At 64.8% G+C, this 17,756-nt stretch carries 24 protein-coding genes; all 24 read left to right on the plus strand.

Annotated features, from left to right (window positions below; all coding sequences use genetic code 11):
* Positions 1–160 precede the first annotated feature (160 nt).
* The 24 genes from QNA11_RS10380 (at position 161) to QNA11_RS10495 (ending at position 17,755) form a co-directional block, all read left to right on the plus strand.
* A complete protein-coding gene (locus tag QNA11_RS10380) occupies positions 161–481 on the plus strand; it encodes a CDI system immunity component (protein ID WP_281930749.1) in 321 nt (106 codons plus the stop codon).
* A 239-nt stretch (positions 482–720) separates the two neighbouring features.
* Positions 721–909: a hypothetical protein gene (locus QNA11_RS10385; protein ID WP_202072921.1), complete on the plus strand. Its 189-nt coding sequence runs from the start codon at positions 721–723 to the stop codon at positions 907–909.
* Complete coding sequence (locus QNA11_RS10390; protein ID WP_281930747.1) at positions 906–1,067, plus strand: histidine kinase; 162 nt, start codon at positions 906–908, stop codon at positions 1,065–1,067. The genes QNA11_RS10385 and QNA11_RS10390 overlap by 4 nt, the downstream gene beginning before the upstream one ends.
* A complete protein-coding gene (locus tag QNA11_RS10395; RefSeq protein ID WP_283482970.1) occupies positions 1,067–1,636 on the plus strand; it encodes an HK97 family phage prohead protease in 570 nt (189 codons plus the stop codon). Before QNA11_RS10390 ends, QNA11_RS10395 begins: the two co-directional genes overlap by 1 nt.
* 125 nt (positions 1,637–1,761) lie before the next feature.
* Positions 1,762–2,988: a phage major capsid protein gene (locus QNA11_RS10400; protein ID WP_283482971.1), complete on the plus strand. Its 1,227-nt coding sequence runs from the start codon at positions 1,762–1,764 to the stop codon at positions 2,986–2,988.
* Between the two features lie 60 nt (positions 2,989–3,048).
* Positions 3,049–3,624 carry a head-tail connector protein gene (locus QNA11_RS10405; protein WP_283482972.1) on the plus strand — a complete coding sequence of 192 codons (576 nt, stop codon included), beginning with the start codon at positions 3,049–3,051 and terminating at the stop codon, positions 3,622–3,624.
* Complete coding sequence (locus tag QNA11_RS10410) at positions 3,621–3,950, plus strand: phage head closure protein (RefSeq protein WP_283482973.1); 330 nt, start codon at positions 3,621–3,623, stop codon at positions 3,948–3,950. Before QNA11_RS10405 ends, QNA11_RS10410 begins: the two co-directional genes overlap by 4 nt.
* A gap of 10 nt (positions 3,951–3,960) precedes the next feature.
* Positions 3,961–4,386 (plus strand): DUF3168 domain-containing protein, encoded by a 426-nt coding sequence (locus tag QNA11_RS10415; RefSeq protein WP_283482974.1) that lies wholly within the window; start codon positions 3,961–3,963, stop codon positions 4,384–4,386.
* On the plus strand, positions 4,386–4,796 hold the full coding sequence (locus QNA11_RS10420; protein WP_283484197.1) for a phage major tail protein, TP901-1 family: 411 nt from the start codon (positions 4,386–4,388) through the stop codon (positions 4,794–4,796). The genes QNA11_RS10415 and QNA11_RS10420 overlap by 1 nt, the downstream gene beginning before the upstream one ends.
* 8 nt (positions 4,797–4,804) lie before the next feature.
* Entirely contained in the window at positions 4,805–5,161 is a 357-nt protein-coding gene (locus QNA11_RS10425) for a gene transfer agent family protein (RefSeq protein ID WP_281930737.1), read from the plus strand.
* Entirely contained in the window at positions 5,158–5,406 is a 249-nt protein-coding gene (locus QNA11_RS10430; RefSeq protein ID WP_283484198.1) for a rcc01693 family protein, read from the plus strand. Before QNA11_RS10425 ends, QNA11_RS10430 begins: the two co-directional genes overlap by 4 nt.
* A complete protein-coding gene (locus QNA11_RS10435; protein WP_281930734.1) occupies positions 5,390–5,977 on the plus strand; it encodes a phage tail tape measure protein in 588 nt (195 codons plus the stop codon). The genes QNA11_RS10430 and QNA11_RS10435 overlap by 17 nt, the downstream gene beginning before the upstream one ends.
* Positions 5,978–5,985: 8 nt before the next feature.
* Entirely contained in the window at positions 5,986–6,624 is a 639-nt protein-coding gene (locus tag QNA11_RS10440; RefSeq protein WP_283482975.1) for a phage distal tail protein, Rcc01695 family, read from the plus strand.
* Between the two features lie 10 nt (positions 6,625–6,634).
* The gene (locus QNA11_RS10445) at positions 6,635–7,519 is read left to right on the plus strand and encodes a phage/gene transfer agent baseplate hub protein (protein ID WP_283482976.1); all 885 of its coding nucleotides are present in this window, start codon (positions 6,635–6,637) and stop codon (positions 7,517–7,519) included.
* Positions 7,516–7,953, plus strand: coding sequence for an NlpC/P60 family protein (locus QNA11_RS10450; RefSeq protein ID WP_283482977.1), 438 nt, complete (start codon positions 7,516–7,518; stop codon positions 7,951–7,953). Before QNA11_RS10445 ends, QNA11_RS10450 begins: the two co-directional genes overlap by 4 nt.
* Positions 7,954–8,070: 117 nt before the next feature.
* The gene (locus QNA11_RS10455) at positions 8,071–11,949 is read left to right on the plus strand and encodes a baseplate multidomain protein megatron (RefSeq protein ID WP_283482978.1); all 3,879 of its coding nucleotides are present in this window, start codon (positions 8,071–8,073) and stop codon (positions 11,947–11,949) included.
* Between the two features lie 12 nt (positions 11,950–11,961).
* The gene (locus tag QNA11_RS10460; protein WP_283482979.1) at positions 11,962–13,551 is read left to right on the plus strand and encodes a DUF2793 domain-containing protein; all 1,590 of its coding nucleotides are present in this window, start codon (positions 11,962–11,964) and stop codon (positions 13,549–13,551) included.
* A 70-nt stretch (positions 13,552–13,621) separates the two neighbouring features.
* Entirely contained in the window at positions 13,622–14,116 is a 495-nt protein-coding gene (locus tag QNA11_RS10465; RefSeq protein ID WP_283482980.1) for a M15 family metallopeptidase, read from the plus strand.
* Between the two features lie 126 nt (positions 14,117–14,242).
* Positions 14,243–14,464 (plus strand): hypothetical protein, encoded by a 222-nt coding sequence (locus QNA11_RS10470; protein ID WP_283482982.1) that lies wholly within the window; start codon positions 14,243–14,245, stop codon positions 14,462–14,464.
* 36 nt (positions 14,465–14,500) lie between these two features.
* The gene (locus QNA11_RS10475; RefSeq protein WP_202072938.1) at positions 14,501–14,701 is read left to right on the plus strand and encodes a hypothetical protein; all 201 of its coding nucleotides are present in this window, start codon (positions 14,501–14,503) and stop codon (positions 14,699–14,701) included.
* A gap of 117 nt (positions 14,702–14,818) precedes the next feature.
* A complete protein-coding gene (locus QNA11_RS10480) occupies positions 14,819–15,181 on the plus strand; it encodes a PepSY domain-containing protein (protein WP_283482983.1) in 363 nt (120 codons plus the stop codon).
* Between the two features lie 34 nt (positions 15,182–15,215).
* A complete protein-coding gene (locus QNA11_RS10485; protein WP_202072940.1) occupies positions 15,216–15,899 on the plus strand; it encodes a response regulator transcription factor in 684 nt (227 codons plus the stop codon).
* Between the two features lie 6 nt (positions 15,900–15,905).
* The gene (locus QNA11_RS10490) at positions 15,906–17,294 is read left to right on the plus strand and encodes a sensor histidine kinase (protein WP_202072941.1); all 1,389 of its coding nucleotides are present in this window, start codon (positions 15,906–15,908) and stop codon (positions 17,292–17,294) included.
* A gap of 92 nt (positions 17,295–17,386) precedes the next feature.
* Positions 17,387–17,755, plus strand: a complete 369-nt coding sequence (locus QNA11_RS10495) for a hypothetical protein (protein WP_283482984.1) — start codon at positions 17,387–17,389, stop codon at positions 17,753–17,755.
* Position 17,756 lies beyond the last annotated feature (1 nt).

A 17,756-nucleotide genomic window follows, 5' to 3' on the forward strand; every position in this document is an offset into this window, starting at 1 on the left:
GCAACTCCTAGTGGTCCGAAAATATCTTGATCAATCTGATGGACACGCCCGTGACGATTGAAGAGGTTATCGCGCAATTTCGGACGTATCCAATCCCGGGCTTGAAGCGTCTCTGGGTGATCGACCAAAGCGGCAGACTCCACTATCTCTTCTGAGGCTCATGATGTCGATTTCATTCTCTATCGCTAGCGCGTTACCAGTCGAGCAGACAATCGAACGCATCGCGCTGGCCCAGTCAAAATACGCCGAAATTCTCCATTATTTCTGGATTTCCGACGTCGGCGAGCCGTCTGCTCGCGGGATCGAAATCGACGCAGACTACGGATTTCATCCCAAAGCCAACTTCATGGTCCAGTGGAACAAGGACCGCTCGGAATTCATTCGGATGATCCCGGAGATTTTCTGGGAGGTTTTCGGAGAAGAGAATCTCCTGATCCGCGATGACACCTGCGACGTCATCACGCGGCCTTATATACGGTAACGCCGCGCCGCGTCGGGACCGGCGTCCCGCCGCCGATCCTCGGCCTGCCCGGCGACAACACTTTTTCCAACTACAGTGAAGCGCATCGCGCCTTCTGGCGCCAGATCGTGCTGCCGCACGCGCGTGCAGATTCACGTGTGACTGCAGCCGGGCTATGGCCCCCTCCCCTTCGATTACAACGCCGGTCGGCTAGTCACATTTTCTAACGATACGCCTTCCCTGCTGGAAACCACGCTTTCATGTCCGACATTCTCGACGCCATACTCGAGCGCGGCGATCTTGCTCATCTCGCGCTCTTTCTGTGGGCCTGCGTCGCGACGGCCCAGGCCCATCTCGCCCTGCGCGAGCTGGGCGAGGCGACACGGCGGATCGACGCCTTCGTGCGCGAGCTCGCCAGATTCAACCGACGCTGTGGGAGCGACTCATGACGCATCTCAAACGACTTCTTTTCGCCAACCGCGTCAAACGACGCATGACGCGCCGCGCCGACGATCCCTCGGACGTGTTCAAGACCTTCGTGCAAGTGCTGATGCGCATGCATGCGCGCGGCTCCGCCGCACACCCTGCATCGGGAGAGAAGGCTTGATGGCCCCGCCAGAAACCAAACGCGCCGAAACGCCGCTCGCGCGCACAAGCGCGGCGGGGATCATCGAAGGCTATGCCTCGCACTTCGGCGTCGCCGACACGGGGGGCGACATTGTGATGAAAGGCGCCTTCGCGCGCTCTCTCGCCAAACGCGGCGCCGCCGGCGTGAAAATGCTTTGGCAGCATAACGCGGCCGAGCCGATCGGCGTCTGGACCACGATTGTCGAGGACGCCAAAGGCTTGAAGGTCACGGGCCGCCTCGATCTCTCCGTGGCGCGCGCCCGCGAAGCGCTGTCGCTTCTGCGCGCCGGCGCCGTCGACGGGCTCTCGATCGGCTTCAAGACCGAGCGCGCGACGACGGATAAGGCAAGCGGCCTGCGACGGTTGCAGACGATCGACCTTTGGGAAATTTCGATCGTGACATTTCCGATGCTCACACAGGCCCGCATCGAAGCGGTGAAACGCATCGCCGCGCGTACGCCCGACGATATGCGCGCGGCGCTGGTCCGCTTGCGGGCGCAGGAGGCGGCGCTGCGCTTCCAGCACAGGCTGCAAAGCGCGCAGCTTTAACCGCCATAACCGCGACGCGCCGTCGGTCGCGGAAAAAAGAGTGCAAGACGGTTCTTCAACATGCGCAGAACATTTTCACGCTGGCCGCCGCCGGCGCGATTTTCTGTGCGCTGCTCGAGGCCCCAATGTCATCCATCGAAATAAAATCCGCCGGCGCGCAAATCGTCGACGATCTCAACCGCGCCTTCTCCACCTTCAAGGAAGCAAATGACGAACGTCTGGCGCAAATCGAAACGCGCATGAGCGCGGATGTCGTCACCGAGGAAAAACTCGCACGCATCGACCAGGCGCTGGATGAAACCAAAAGCCGTCTCGATCGGCTGGCGCTCGACCTCGCGCGACCGCGCATCGGCGGCGCGGCTCCGGAGGAGCATGGCGCGCGAGAACACAAATCAGCCTTCAACCATTATATGCGCTCGGGCGAAGCCGGAGGATTGAAGGCGCTCGAAGCCAAGGCCATGTCCGGCGCCTCTGGCCCTGACGGCGGCTATCTCGTGCCGGTTCCAGCGGAGCGCGAAATCCTGCGCCGCCTTGCGAAACTGTCGCCGATCCGCGCCATCGCCAGCGTGCGCGAGATTTCGACGCAGACGCTACGCCGCGCCTATTCGACGACCGGACCGGCCGCCGGCTGGGTGGCGGAAACCGACGCGCGTCCACAGACCGCAAACCAGCAAATCGCCGACATGACCTTTCCGGCGATGGAGCTTTACGCCATGCCCGCGGCGACCCAGGCGCTGCTCGACGATTCAGTCGTCGATATCGAGCAATGGATCGCCGACGAAGTGCAAGTGGCTTTTTCCGAGCAGGAAGGCGCCGCCTTCGTCAGCGGCGACGGCGTGAACAAGCCGAAAGGCTTCCTCTCCTACACCACCGTCGCCGATACGAGCTGGACGTGGGGCAATATCGGTTATGTCGCCACCGGCGTCTCAGGCGCCTTCCCGGCGACCAATCCTTCCGACGTGCTGTTCAATCTGGTTTACGCGCTGCGCGCCGGATACCGTCAAAACGGCAAATGGGTGATGGGCCGGCGCACGCAGTCGCTGATCCGCCAGTTCAAGACGACGACCGGCGACTATATCTGGGCGCCGCCGGAAAACGCGAATGGCCTGGCGTCGCTGATCAACTTTCCCATTGTCGAAGCCGAGGATATGCCGGACCCCGGCGCGAACAGCCTCTCCATCGCCTTCGGCGATTTCGAGCGCGGCTATATCGTCGTGGATCGCGTCGGCATCCGCGTGCTGCGCGATCCCTATTCCGCAAAGCCCTATGTGCTCTTCTACACCACGAAACGCGTCGGCGGCGGCGTGCAGAATTTCGAGGCGATCAAGCTTTTGAAGCTCGGCGTTTCATGATCCCGCGACCCGCGGCGGCGGCGCCGCGGGCCTCTTTCCCATTACGCAACAGGAGCCGGCATGCGACCGATGCTCATTGGCGCGCCCGCGATCGAACCGGTCGCGCTCGCGGAGGCGAAGTCATGGCTTCGCGAAGACGCCAGCGACGAAGACCCGCTCATTCAGGCGCTGATCGTTTCAGCCCGGATGACTCTCGAAGCCTATACGCGGCGATTTTTCGTTACCCAAAGCTGGCGGCTCGTGTATGACGCCTGGCCGAAAAGCGTCGCGACCGCATCGCGCCTCATCATTCCTTTTGCGCCGTTCCGGTCGGTCGACGCCATCCGAATTAATGACGCCGGTGGCGTGGCGAAAGCAATCGATGCGCAAAGCTATCGCGCGCCGAGGGCGGAGGGCGAGGGACGCGTGATCTTCTCCGTCGCGCCGCCGGCTGCACAGCGCGGCGCCGACGCGATCGAAATCGACTTCACGGTTGGCTATGGCGACCTTGCAAATGAGACGCCCGAGCCGCTACGGCGCGCCATCCTGACTCTCGTCGCACATTGGTGGGAAAAACGTGGCGACGAAGCCGACGATGCGCTTCCGAATTCTGTCCTGCAGCTTGCGGCTCCGTTCCGGCGCAGGCGGCTGTCATGAGCGCGCGCCCCATGATCGGCGCCATGCGCCAGCGCGTCACGCTGGAGGCGCCCACGGATGCTCGAGATGATGTCGGCGGCATCATACGCATTTATGCGCCGCTCGTCCGGCTGTGGGCGCAGATCGAAACGCAAGGCGCTGAGGAGCAATTTATCGAACAGCGCCTCGAACAATCGCGCAAAGTTACCGTGACGATCCGTTGGCGCGCCGACGTGCAGAGCCAGATGCGCTTCGATTTTCGCGGCCGCAAGCTCATCATCGAGAGCGTCGCCGACATCAACGAGAAGCGACGCTTTTTGAGATGTCTTTGCGAAGAATTCTCATGAGGAAGCGCCCATGAGCGGCTCTCCCATTCTTGCGCTGCGCAAGGCGATCATCGCGCGCCTTGCCGCAAATGCGGCGCTCGTCGACGCACTTGGCGGCGCGAAAATCTACGACGAGGCGCCGCGCGGCGCGGAGGCGCCTTATGCGCTCTTTGCCGACGCACAGATGCGAGACTGGTCCGCGCAATCGGCGCGCGGCGCCGAACACTATTTCACGCTCGCAGTGGTGACGACGCAACGTGGGACGAGCGCCGCGCTCGGCGCGGCTCAGCAGATCATCGACCTGCTGGATGAAGCGCCGCTGGCGCTCGACGGTCATGCGCTCGTCGATCTGCGCTTCGTCTCGCTGGAGACGAAGCGCGATCTGAACGGGCGCTTCGCGCGCGTTGCAATGACGTTTCGCGCTGTAACCGAATATCTCGAACCCGAGGGACCATGATGGCCGCCCAGAAAGGCAAGGACCTTCTTCTCAAAATCGGCGACGGCGACGGCGTCTTCGTCACGATTGCCGGGCTTCGCACGCGGCGCATTGCGCTCAACGCCGATACCGTCGACGTCACCGACGCGGAATCCACCGGCCGTTGGCGGGAGCTGTTGGACGGCGCCGGAGTCAAGCGCGCCAGCGTCTCCGGAACCGGCATCTTCAAGGACCAATCGTCGGATTTGATGCTCCGCCAGACATTCTTCGACGGCCTGCTGCGCGACTGGCAGATCGTTATTCCAAATTTCGGCGTTTTGCAGGGGCCGTTCCAGATCTCCAATCTCGACTATCGCGGCGAGCATGCCGCGGAGATCACCTTCGACATCGCCCTCGATTCCGCGGGCGCGCTTACCTTCAGCGCGATGTGAGGCTTGCGATGGCGAATGCAAAACGCGGCGAGATCGACGCGCTGCTCGACGGCAAAGTCTATACCCTCTGCCTGACCCTCGGCGCGCTCGCGGAGCTCGAAAGCGGCTTCGGCGCGCAAGACCTGGTCGCGCTTGCTGAGCGCTTCGAGGCGAACAGGCTCTCGGCGAGAGACATTCTGCGCATCATCGGCTGCGGCCTGCGCGGCGCCGGCCATGCGCTGACCGACGACCAGGTTTCACTCATGAAAGCTTCCGACGGGCTTGCAGGCTATGTGCGGATCGCAGCCGACCTGCTGGCTGCGACATTCGGCGATGCACCGGAGCCGCCGCCCGCAAACCCTCGGACGCCGCAGGACGCCCGATAGCGAAAAGCGACGTAGCGGCGCACTCGTCCTCCCCGCGCGCGCCCTTTCCGTTTTCGCGCGCCATGGCCTTCGGCCTGGGCGTCCTGCGGCTTGCGCCAAAAGATTTTTGGTCGATGACGCCGCGTGAGCTGTTTCACGCGACGGAAGGCGTCTATGGGCGCGCGGCGGGACCGCCGAGCCGCGCAATGCTCGACGCGATGATGCGGGAGTTCCCCGACCGGAGCCGAGATGAACAACGGCAATAATTTTCCCGACGTCTTCAACCAGCCGGACGCCGCCTTACCGTTCGCAACGCAGAATCTCGAGTCGACGAAGCTGCTGCTCGACCAGATCAACGCCTCGAGCGACAAGGCCGCAAAGACGCTGACAAACGGCCTGATGGCTGCGGCGGCGAGTGGAAAAAGCCTCAACGATACGCTCGCCACCGTCGCGCTGTCTGTGGCGCGCCTGGCCTTGCGCGATGGAACGCGCGCGCTGACGAACGGGCTCGTCGGCAATCTCTCGAGCCTACTGGCCAGTTCGTTCGGCAATCAGCAAATAACGCCTTTCGCAGAGGGCGGCGTGATCGCAAGCCCCGCCTATTTCGCCAATGGCGCCTCGACCGGGCTGATGGGCGAACGCGGCGCGGAAGCCGTCATGCCGCTCGCGCGCGGCTCGGACGGACGGTTGGGCGTCGTCGCGCCGCAGGGAAATGGGCGGCCTGTTTCGGTGACAGTGAACATCGCGGCGCAGGACATGGAAAGCTTTCGCCGCTCCGAAGGACAAATCACCGGCGCGCTTGCGCGAGCCGTCGCACGCGGCCAACGCAATCTTTGAGAGACGGCATGAACGGCTTTCATGAAATTCGGTTCCCTCTCGACGTCTCCCTCGACGGACGCGGCGGGCCAGAGCGGCGCACGGAGATCGTGACGCTGGGCTCGAACCGCGAGTCGCGCAATGCGCGATGGGCGCATTCGCGACGTCGTTACGAGGCCGGCTATGGCGTAAAGACCTTGGCGCAGCTCGCGCAGGTGATCGATTTCTTCGAAGAACGGCGGGGCCGCCTCTATGGCTTTCGCTGGCGCGACCGCGCCGATTACGCCTCTTGCGCGCCCGGCGTCGCGCCGGCGCCAACGGATCAGAAACTCGGGACAGGCGATGGCGCGCGGGCGTCGTTCCCGCTGGTGAAAACATATGGCGGCGCCTTTTCGGCCTATGTGCGCGACATCGCCAAGCCTGTCGCTGGAAGCGTGCGTGTGGCGGTGAATGGCGTGGAAAAAATATCCGCAAACTTTTCGGTCGATCATACGACGGGAGTCGTCGCTTTTACGGCCGCCGCTATCCCGCCGCTGGGCGCCGTCGTGACCGCCGGTTATCTCTTCGACGTGCCCGTGCGCTTCGACGCCGATTTTCTCGAAATCGACATGCAGGCCTTCGAGGCCGGCGCGATTCCGAGAATCCCCATCATTGAAATTGCTGTTTGAGTAACCGACGATGCTGACGCTTTCCGCCGCCATGCAGGCAAAATTAGACGCCGCCGCCACGACCTTCTGCCAGTGCTGGCGCCTCACGAGGAACGACGGCGCCGTCCTCGGCTTTACGGATCATGATCGAGACCTGATTTTCAACGGCGTGACCTTTCGCGCCGATACGGGACTTTCAGCCTCGCAGCTCGAAACAAATCTGGGGCTCGCCGCTGGAACCGCCGAGGCATCCGGCGCCTTGCGGGACGATGGCCTGACCGAAAGCGATCTGTTCGGTGGTCTCTATGATGGCGCTTCGATCGAAACATGGCTCGTCGATTGGTCGAATGTGAGTGATCGCGTGCTGCTCGACGTGGCGACGATGGGAGACATCCGACGCGGCGAACACGCCTTTGCGGCGGAGCTGCGCTCCAACGCCCATGTCTTTGACCAGCAGCAAGGCCGCGCCTTTCAGCGCGGGTGCGCCGCTGATCTCGGCGATCCGCAGTGCGGAGTAGACCTCGCCGCCTTCGAGACGGCGGCGACTGTCATGGGCTTCTCGGGGGGCATATTGACACTCGATCTCGCGAGCGTTTTCAACAGCGCATATTTCTCCGGCGGCGCGCTCACCTTCACGAGTGGCGCAAACGACGGCGCCAGATTCACAATCAAATCGCACGGACAGGACGGTCTGCGCGCCTCGGTCGCTCTCTGGACTCCGCCGGGCGGCGCAATCGCCGCAGGCGATAGGGTCTCGCTTGTTGCAGGCTGTGACAAATCCGCGGCGGCCTGCCAGCAGAAGTTCGACAATATCGTCAATTTCCGTGGCTTTCCGCATATGCCCGGCAATTATCGCGTGATCGCCTATCCGAGCGCTCTCGCGCCCGCGATGGACGGGGGGAGCTTTTTTCGATGAACCGCCAACGCTCGATGATTATCGCAGCGGCGCGGCGCTGGATCGGCACGCCTTACCGCCACCAAGCGTCGCTCATTCATATCGGCTGCGATTGTCTGGGCCTCGTGCGCGGCGTCTGGCGCGAAGTGGTCGGCCAGGAGCCGGAAGCCGCCCCGCCCTATACGCCCGATTGGGCGGAAAGCCTGGGCGTCGAGACATTGCTCGACGCCGCGCATCGCCATTTCAGCGCCGTCGCGGTTCGCGACTTTCGCCCCGGCGACGTTCTCGCATTTCGTTTTCGCGATCATCTTCCCGCCAAGCATCTCGGCGTCGCGACCTCCGCCACGCATATGGTCCACGCCCACAGCGGCGCTTGCGTGACCGAAGTCGCAATCGGCGCGCATTGGGGCAAGCGCATCGCTGGCGCATTCGCCTTCCCCGGCGTCGAAGACTGACATTTGCCGTTCCGCTTGAACGACTGGCAACGGGCTTGGTCCTGGATTCCCGATCACTCGCTGCGCGAGCGTCGGGAATGACGCCAGTATTTCACATAAGAACACACAGAGATCTGCATGGCGACGCTCGTTCTACAAACCGTCGGCTCCGTCGTCGGCGGCGCGGTTGGCGGACCCGTCGGTTCGATCGCCGGCCGTCTTGCGGGCGGTCTGGGCGGCTCGCTCATCGATCGGGCGCTCGCGCCGCATGCGTCGCCGCGCTACAGCGTCGGCCCGCGTCTCGAGTCGATGGATGGGATCGCGTCTACGGAGGGCGCCGGCGTGCCGCGCGTCTATGGCCGCGCGCGGATCGGCGGGCAGATGATCTGGGCGACGCGGTTTCTCGAACGCGTCAACGCCACTTTTGAAAGCGCGCCGCGCAGCGGCAAGGGCAGCAGCAGCGGCACGCAAAGCGTCACCTTCACTTATGTCTATTCGGCGAGTTTTGCGATCGGTCTCTGTGAGGGGCCGATCGCTTTCGTGAGGCGCATCTGGGCCGATGGCGTGGAGCTCGACATGTCGACTCTCCCCATCCGCATCTACGCGGGAACGCAGGAGCAGGAGCCCGATCCGCTCATCGTCGCCAAGGAAGGCGCGGGCAATGTGCCCGCCTATCGCGGGCTCGCTTATATTGTTTTCGATGGATTGGCGCTGGCGTCTTTCGGCAATCGGATTCCGCAGTTCACCTTCGAGGTGGTGAAACCCGTCGCCGGCGTCGGCGAGATGATCCGCGGCGTCGACATCATTCCCGGCGCGACGGAGGCCGGCTACCTTCCCACGCTGAAACTCAACTTCTGGACGCCCGGCGTCACCAACGCCGAGAATCGCCACCAACTGACCGCGCAGACGGATTGGCAGGCCTCGATCGATGCGCTGCAGGCGCTTTGCCCCAATCTCGAGAGCGTCGCGCTCGTCGTGACATGGTTCGGCGACGATCTGCGCGCGCAATATTGCAACATCGAGCCGCGCGTCGACTCGCGCTTCAAGACCATCGGAGAGTTCGACTTCATATTCGGGCATTTTTGGCCGCCGGATTGGAGCGTCGCCGGGAAGTGGCGCGCCACCGCGACGCTCGTCTCGCAAATCGACGGACGCTCGGCCTATGGCGGCACGCCGAGCGACGCTTCCGTCTCGGCGGCGATCGCGGACTTGAAGGCGCGCGGGCTCTCGGTCGTCTTCTATCCGTTCTTGATGATGGACGTTCCGCCCGGAAACGCGCTGCCGAACCCCTATACGGGCCTCAATGGACAGCCGGTCTTTCCCTGGCGCGGCCGCATCACCTGCGATCCTGCGCCGGGCCAGCCGGGGACGCCGGATGCAACGCCTGCGGCGGCGACGCAGATCGGCGCCTTTGTCGCGCGTTACCGCGACTTTGCGCTTCACTACGCCAATCTTTGCAAAGCGGCCGGCGGCGTCGACGCATTTCTGATCGGCTCGGAGCTGATCGGGCTGACGCGCGTGCGTTCGGGCGTCGGGGAATATCCTTTCGTCACGGCGCTCACGACATTGGCTGCCGATGCGAAAGCTATTCTCGGCGCCGCAACCAAAGTGTCATACGCGGCCGACTGGACGGAATATGGCGCGCATGTTCCCGCCGCAGGCGAGCTGCGCTTTCCGCTCGATCCCTTGTGGGCGTCGCCTTCCATCGATTTCATCGGCGTGGATGTCTATTGGCCGCTCTCCGATTGGCGCGATGGAAATGCGCATCTCGACGCGCAGATTGCGACGTCCGTCACCGACCTCGATTATCTCGCCTCCCGCGTTGCGGCTGGCGAAGGGTACGACTGGTATTATGCGCATAGCGACGCGCGGCGCGCGCAAATCCGCACGCCGATCACCGATGGCCTCGGCAAGCCCTGGGTCTATCGGCAGAAGGATTTCCGCTCCTTCTGGTCGCTGCCGCACTATGAGCGCGTCGGCGGCGCCGAGCTCGCGCAATCGACCGCATGGGTTCCGCAATCGAAGCCGATCTGGATCACGGAGACCGGCTGCCCGGCGGTGGACCGCGGCGCGAACGCCCCCAATGTTTTCCCAGACGCGCGATCGAGCGAAGGCGGCCTGCCTTATTTCTCCCGCGACGGGCGCGACGATCTCATGCAGGCGCGCTTCATCGAGGCGATGATCTCGCATTTCGATCCGTCACGGCCCGGCGGCGCAGCGGCCAACCCTACGTCGAGCATCTATGGCGGGCCGATGGTCGATCCGGCGCGCATCCATATCTGGTGCTGGGACGCGCGTCCCTTCCCGGCGTTTCCCACGCAGAGCGCGGCATGGAGCGACGGGCCCAATTGGGAGACCGGCCATTGGCTCAACGGACGCCTGGAAGGCGCTCCACTCGACCGTCTCCTGACGACGCTCGCGGGCGCCGCCTCGCCCCCGGCGCTGGAGATCGAACGCCCCAACATCGGCGGCTTCATCGACGGCTATACGCTCGACCGGCCGATGTCGCCGCGCGACGCGATGGACTCGCTCGCGGCGCTTTATGGTTTCGACGCGATTGTCGCGGGCGGCAAGCTGCGCTTCGTCGATCGGCGTGCGAGTCCCGCGCGGGACATTGGCGAAGACGATCTCGTCCCCGGGAAGGATATGTCGCTCGTCACGCTGACGCGCACGCAGGAAAGCGATTTGCCGCACGAGATTGCGCTTTCCTACGGTGACTCGGAAAACGACTATCAGACCGCGCGCGTTCTCTCGCGTCGGCTCGAAGGCCGCTCGGCGCGGCAGAGCGAAGCCCAGGCGGCGGTGATGATCCATCGCTCCGAGGCGCAAAGGCTTGCCGACATATGGCTGCAAGATCTTTGGGTGGGCCGCGATACGGCGGAATTTACCTTGCGCCCCGGCCTCGTCGGCCTGCAGCCGGGCGACATCGTGCGCCTGGGCGCCGCTGGCGGCGGGCGGCTGTTCCAGATCCAACGGATCACGGACGGCGCTGCGCGCAGCGTCAGCGCGCGGGCTGTCGATCCCGCTGTTTACGATGTCCCGGCGCCGAGAATCTGCCGAACCGCAGTAGCCTCTCCCCAGATCATGGGCCCGCCGCGCGTGGTCGTTCTCGACCTCGCCCTTGTGCGCGACTCCTCGGCGCTGTCTTATGTCGCCGCCTTCGCCGATCCCTGGCCGGGCCCGCTCGCCATTGTGAAAGGCGCAAACAGCGGCGCCTCGCAGGTGATCGGAACCATCGAAAAGCGGGCGACGATCGGCGACACGCTGGACGCGCTGGCGCCGGGGCCTGTCGGGCGCTTCGACAATGGGTCAAGCGTTACGGTGCGGCTCGGCGGCGGCGCGCTCGCTTCGGTCGATGATCTCGTGGCGCTCAGCGGCCGCACGGCAATGGCTATTCGCGGCGCCGATGGCGCGTGGGAGATTTTCGCCTTCGCGCGCGCTGAGCTCGTCGCCGACAAAACCTATCGTCTCTCCAGACTCATTCGCGGCGTCGGCGGCGAGGAAAATCTTGCGGCGCGCGTTGCGCCGGCAGGCTCGACAGTCGTCCTGCTCGACGACGCGCTCGCGCCGCTGGCGCGCAACACATCGGACATCGGCGCGCCGATAACTTATGCAGTCGGCCCCGCTGATCGCGATATGGCCGACCCGCTCTATGTGCGCGCCACTGTGACGGCGACGAACAAGCCTCTCAAGCCCTATGCGCCGACACAGGTGCGCGCGACCCGGACGCCAACGGGGATCGTCATCGACTTCTTGCGACGATCGCGCATCGACTCGGATGCGTGGGAAGCGGTCGACATCCCACTCGGCGAAGCGAGCGAAGCCTATGAGGCGGAGATCGTCCTGCCGACAGGCGCCCGCACGCTTTCCGCCACGGCGCCCTCGATTGTCTATCCGGCCGCGCAGGAGCTTGCCGATTTCGGCGCGCCGCAAAGCACGCTCACCCTCTCGCTCTATCAGATGAGCGCCACGGTCGGCCGCGGCTTTCCTTTCATTGGCGCGCTCGCCGTTCAATAGGATTTGCAGCACATGCAGACGACCCATCTGGCGCTGCCGCTCATCGATGCGGCGCAGGCGCAAAAACACGTCACGCATAATGAGTCGCTGGCGCTTGTCGACGCGCTGACCCATCTCGCCGTTTCCGCGCGCGGCGTCGTTGTCCCGCCGGCGACGCCGAGTGAAGGCGAACGGCTTCTGATCGGCGCGGGCGCTGCGGGCGCTTTCGCTGGCAAGAGTGGGCATATCGCGACATTTCTGGCGGGCGGCTGGAGCTTTCTGACGCCGCGGCCGGGGTGGCGCCTTTATGTCGCCGCCGAGTCGCTCCTGCTGCTCTATGACGGCGCGAATTGGGTCGACCTCGGCTCCAGCCTGCGAGATTTGGGGAATCTCTCGCGGCTCGGCGTCGGCACGAGCGCGGACGCCGGCAATCCGCTCTCCGCCAAGCTCAATGCGGCGCTCTTCACCGCAAAATCCACGGGCGAAAGCGGCTCGGGCGATCTGCGGCTGACACTCAACAAAGAAGCCGCCTCCAACACGGCGTCTCTCGTCTATCAAGATGCTTATTCCGGACGCGCCGAGATGGGACTCTCGGGCGACGATGATTTCCGCGTGAAGGTCTCGCCCGATGGCTCCGCTTGGAAAAGCGCGATCGTCGTCGACCGAACAACCGGCGCCGTCGCCTTTCCGAGCGGCGGCCCCACGAAGATCGTGGCTTTCTCGTCGAACGGGACTTACGCGCCCACGCCCGGCGTGACGCTGATCGACGTCATTCTTTTTGGCGCCGGCGGGGGCGGCGGTTCAGGCGGGCGACAGGCGGCGGGAGCAATTGCATCGGGCGGTGGCGGCGGCGGGGGTGGCGGCGTTGCGCGGGGTCGATTTACGGCCGCGCAAATTGGCGCGTCCCGAACTGTCACGATTGGCGCGGGCGGAGCTGGCGGCGCGGCGCAAACGACGAACAGCGCAGCAGGCAAGAACGGGGCTTCCGGCGGCGATACGTCATTCGGGGCGCTGTTGCGCGCAACAGGCGGCGGCGCTGGCGGCGGCGGCGGCCTGGCCGCCGGTTCAGGGGGCGGCGGCGGGGGTGGATTGGCGCCTGCTGGAAACGCCTCCGGCGCGACGGGCGGCGCTGGCGGCGCGACCGGCGGGAGTGGCGGATCGGCAGCAGCCGGCGCTGGCTCCTTCTATCCCGGCGGCGGCTCGGGCGGCGGCGGGAGCCCCGCGACAGGCGACGCCGGGCTGCAAGGCGGCGCATGCCCTGGCGCTTCATCAGGCGGCGGCGCCGGGGGCGGAATTACCGCAGCGAATGCCGCGAGCAATGGCGGGCAAGGCGGAAGCGTGTATGTCGCCGGCAACGCCTCGAACGCCCAGGGCGGCGTCGCTGGCGGCGCGATAAACGGCGCCAATGGCCTCGGCGGCTGGGCGAACGGCGCCGGTCCCTTGGAGCAGGCGGCAGCGGGCGGCGGCGGCGGCGCGTCCGGCCTTGCGACCGCAGGCAATGGCGGCGCCGGGGGCTTCCCCGGCGGCGGCGGGGGCGGCGGCGGCGCACATCAGAACGGCGGGAGCGGCGGCGCCGGTGGAGCAGGCGGAACGGGTTACGCGATCGTCGTCGAATATTTCTGAAGCGGCCCTGCCTCCCCAAACAATTCGAAAACGCCGTTCGGCGCGCCTCTCGCGAGAAAGGATATTTTCTATGCAATGGCCCAGTGAACGATCGCCTTCGGAGCTCATCGACTTCTATGGCGATCCGGTGCTTCACAGCTCGATCAATACGGCATGGGAGCGCGACAATATCGTCGATCTCGTCCCGCCTTTCGCCATGCGCTATTCCTGGGGCCCGCCGGTGACGACGCTGCGCTTCCATAAAAAATGCCGCGACGCTTTCGGAGACGCTCTGCTCGCCGTCAAGAAGCTTTACGGAACGCAAGGCGAGATCGAAGCGCATCGCCTGCATTTGACCGGCGGCTCGCTGATGGTGCGGCTCAAGCGCGGCTCGACCAAAAGCTGGTCGACGCATAGCTTCGGCGCGGCCCTCGACATCGATCCGCAACATAATCCCTTCCGCTCGAAATGGCGGCCGGGCTTCATCCCGCTCGAGGCCGCCCGCGCCTTCGAGGATTGCGGCCTCATCTGGCGCGGCGCCAATGGCGATTGCGACCCCATGCATTTTCAGGCTGTCAGCCGCTAGAGCGCATTCCGCAAAAGTTGACAGACTTTTGCGATAAGAATGCGCTCCAGCTTTTTGAATCTGCGCGCTTTCTCATCGCTCGCGCGTAATTTCACGCGAACGGAAAGCGCGCTAAGGAGAACCAAAATGCCTGCACTCGATAATCTCGCCGCGGCTTTCAACGATGTGCGAACGATCGCCGCCGCCGCTGTGGAGCGAATCCACTATCTCGCCCACGACCTCGCCTATGCCCGCGCGTCGGCGGTGGACGCCGCCGCCGTCGACCAGATGGCCGCCGATCTTCACGCGACCGCCGATCAGCTACGCGCCGCAATCGCCGCGGCGGACCAGTCCCTGCCCCAAGCCTGAGGCCTCGACAGGCCTGTATCCTACGAAGGAAATACGATGACAGGATATCGCACCTATCTCGCCGCCGCGCTTGTCGCCATGTTCGGCGTGCTCGCATCGACCGACTGGATCACCTTTCTCGACGATCCCAAGGCGGGCGCCGTCGCCGTCGGCGCGGCGACTCTCATGGCGGCGATGCGGGCCTTCACCTCGACGCCGCCGGGGAAAATCTCCACGCTGCTTCGCGCGCCCCGCTAAACTTGCAATATGCCTCCGAAGGCCGGCAAAATGCTGAAAAGCGAGCCAGGCCACGGCCTTCGGCGGCGTTCATTCGCGGTTCATCGCCGATGGAGAAGGATAGGTTCAGGAGAACGAATGCCCGTCGCCTTTTTCAGGTTTCGCTGCGCTTTGGCCGCCGCCGCGATCGCGGCGACGCTTGGGCCGGCGCGCGCCGAAGAAGCTCCCGAACGGATAGCCGAGCGCCTGCCCGTCCGTCGCCAGTGCTTTTCCACGAGCCAGACGCGAGAAAAAATCGAGGCGCACAAACTGACCGAGCCTCTCGCCTGCATGCGCGCCGCCGCCCTTGAACTCAGCGGCGAAGCGCTGGGCGCGCGGCTGTGCTGGCTGGAAGAGCTCTTCATCTACGAGATCAGCGTGCTGCGGCCAGACGGACGCATCGTCAAACTTTTGTTCGACGCCGCGACGGGAAAGCCGCATCCCAGCCGCACGAATAATTGAGACAAGACCGGGGTTTCATGGGGAGGGCGAAAGGGTGCGGCTGCTCGTCATCGAAGACGATAAGGATTTGAACCGCCAGATCGCGCAGGCTCTGGAGCAGTCCGGCTACGCCGTGGACCGTGCGTTCGACGGCGAAGAAGGGCATTTTTTGGGTGAAACGGAAACCTATGACGCGGTTGTGCTCGACGTCGGCCTGCCCAAAAAGGACGGCATCACCGTTTTGGAGCAATGGCGCGCAAATGGGCGCGTCATGCCGGTTCTGATTCTGACGGCGCGCGACCGCTGGAGCGAAAAGGTTCAGGGTTTCGACGCCGGCGCCGACGATTATGTCGCCAAGCCCTTCCATATGGAGGAGGTGCTGGCGCGCATGCGCGCTTTGCTGCGCCGCGCGGCCGGGCATGCGACCAATGAGATCGTTTGCGGCCCCGTGCGGCTCGACACCAAAGCTGGCCGCGTGGTGGTCGACGGCGCGCCGGTGAAGCTCACCTCGCATGAATATCGTCTGCTCGCCTATCTGATGCACCACAGCGGACGCGTCGTCTCGCGCAGCGAGATCATCGAGCATATTTACGATCAGGACTTCGACCGGGACTCCAACACGATCGAGGTCTTTGTCGGGCGTCTGCGCAAGAAGCTCGGCGTGGAGCTGATTCACACCATTCGCGGACTCGGCTATATGGCCGTGTCCGGCCCAGAGGACGCCGGCGGGAAACGCTAAAGAACCATGCGCCTGCCGAGCTTGACGACACGCTCCATCGCAACGCGACTGTTTTTGACCGCAGCCGCGCTGAGTTCGGTGGTGCTGCTCGTCGCCAGCCTATTCTTCACCGCCTATTACCGACGGGTCGCGGAGGAAATTTTCGAACGCCGCCTCGACGTCTACCTTCGCGCCATTGTCGCCGACGTCTCGGAGTCGGGCCAGGAGGGACGAACGGGACCGAGCCAGTTCGGCGATCCGCAGTTCGAGCTTCCTGGCTCTGGCTGGTATTGGCAGATCACGCGCATGGACAATGCGGCGCATGAGATAAAGGCGTCGCGTTCACTCTTCGCCGATCGCCTCCCCAAGCTCTCCGACCTCGGCGTGCCGGCGGGAGTGGGCGGCTCCCGGCGCGGTCTTGCCTGGGGGCCGGACGGCCGCAAGCTGCGAATCGTCGAGCGCGTCATCGACGCGGAAGACACGGGCATTTATCTCGTCCAGGTCGCCGCGAGCGTCGAAGAAATGGAAGAGCAGATCACGCGCTTCCGTTTCGCTTTGATCATCGCCTTCGCCGCGCTCGCCATTGCGCTCGCGATCGTCGCCGCCTTTCAGGTGCGTTTCGGCCTGCGGCCGCTGCGTCTTTTACAGCGCGAACTCGCCGCCATTCGGCGCGCGGAGCGCGACCGCATCACGGGCGCCTATCCCAACGAGATCGCGCCGCTCGCCGACGAGCTCAATCTGCTCATCGGCGCCAATCGCGACATTCTCGAACGCGCCCGCACTCAGGTCGGCAATCTGGCCCATGCGTTGAAGACGCCGCTCAGCGTCATGGTCAATGAAGCGGACGCCGCGCCCTCGCCTTTGGCCGACAAGGTCGGCGAGCAGGCGCGCATCATGCGCGACCAGATTTCCTTTTATCTCGACCGCGCGCGCGCGGCGGCCCGCGGCGGCGCGCTCGGCGCCGCGACGCCCATTGCGCCCTGCGTCGAAGCGCTGCTGCGCGCTTTCACGAAGATCTATAGCGAGCGCAGCATCGCCTTCTCGGGCGACGTTCGCCCGGAACTGCGTTTTCTCGGCGAACGCCAGGATCTCGAGGAGATGGTCGGCAATCTTCTCGATAACGCCGGGAAATGGGCGGAGAGCGCTGTCACGATCTGCGTCGCGGTCGACTCTCAAACCAGCGGCGCGAGCCGCAGCGCATTGATCGTCACGATCGACGACGACGGCCCCGGCCTCGCGCCGCATTTGCGCGCGCAGGCCACAGAGCGCGGACGCCGGTTGGACGAAACCAAGCCGGGCTCGGGATTGGGCCTCTCGATCGTGGTCGATCTCGCCGTCGCCTATGGCGGCGCGCTGGAATTGGACGACAGCCCGACAGGCGGCCTGCGGGCGCGGCTGCGCCTGCCGGGGTTTTGACAGCCGCCTGCCGATCCTGCATGAGGGGCGCGATTGCGACCACCGAGGGAGAATGGATTTTGTCGACGACGTGCGCGAAAGCGACCTTGGCGATGAGCCTCCTCTGCGCGGCCTCTGGCCTCTCCGCCTGCAATTCGACGCCGGCGCCGACGCCCGTCGTGGCGGAGGCGCCTGTCGTCACAGCGCCGCCGCCTCCTGCGCCGGGCGTCATTGGCGGCTCTATCGGCCAGTCGCTCGGAGAAAAGGACCGCGCCACGGCCATTGCCGCTCAGCAGGAAGCGGTCTCCAGTGGCGCCCGCAAAAGCTGGCGGGGCGAAAAGGGCGCCTATGGCTTCGTCACGCCCGGCTCCGAGAATGGCGCCTGCCGAGATTACACGCATAAGATCTTCATCAACGGCCGGCCGCAGGAAGCGAAGGGCCAGGCCTGCCGCGAGAATGGCGAATGGCGGGTGACGAGCTGAC

The sequence above is a fragment of the Methylocystis sp. JR02 genome (assembly GCF_030063565.1).
Classification (GTDB): Bacteria; Pseudomonadota; Alphaproteobacteria; order Rhizobiales; family Beijerinckiaceae; genus Methylocystis; species Methylocystis iwaonis.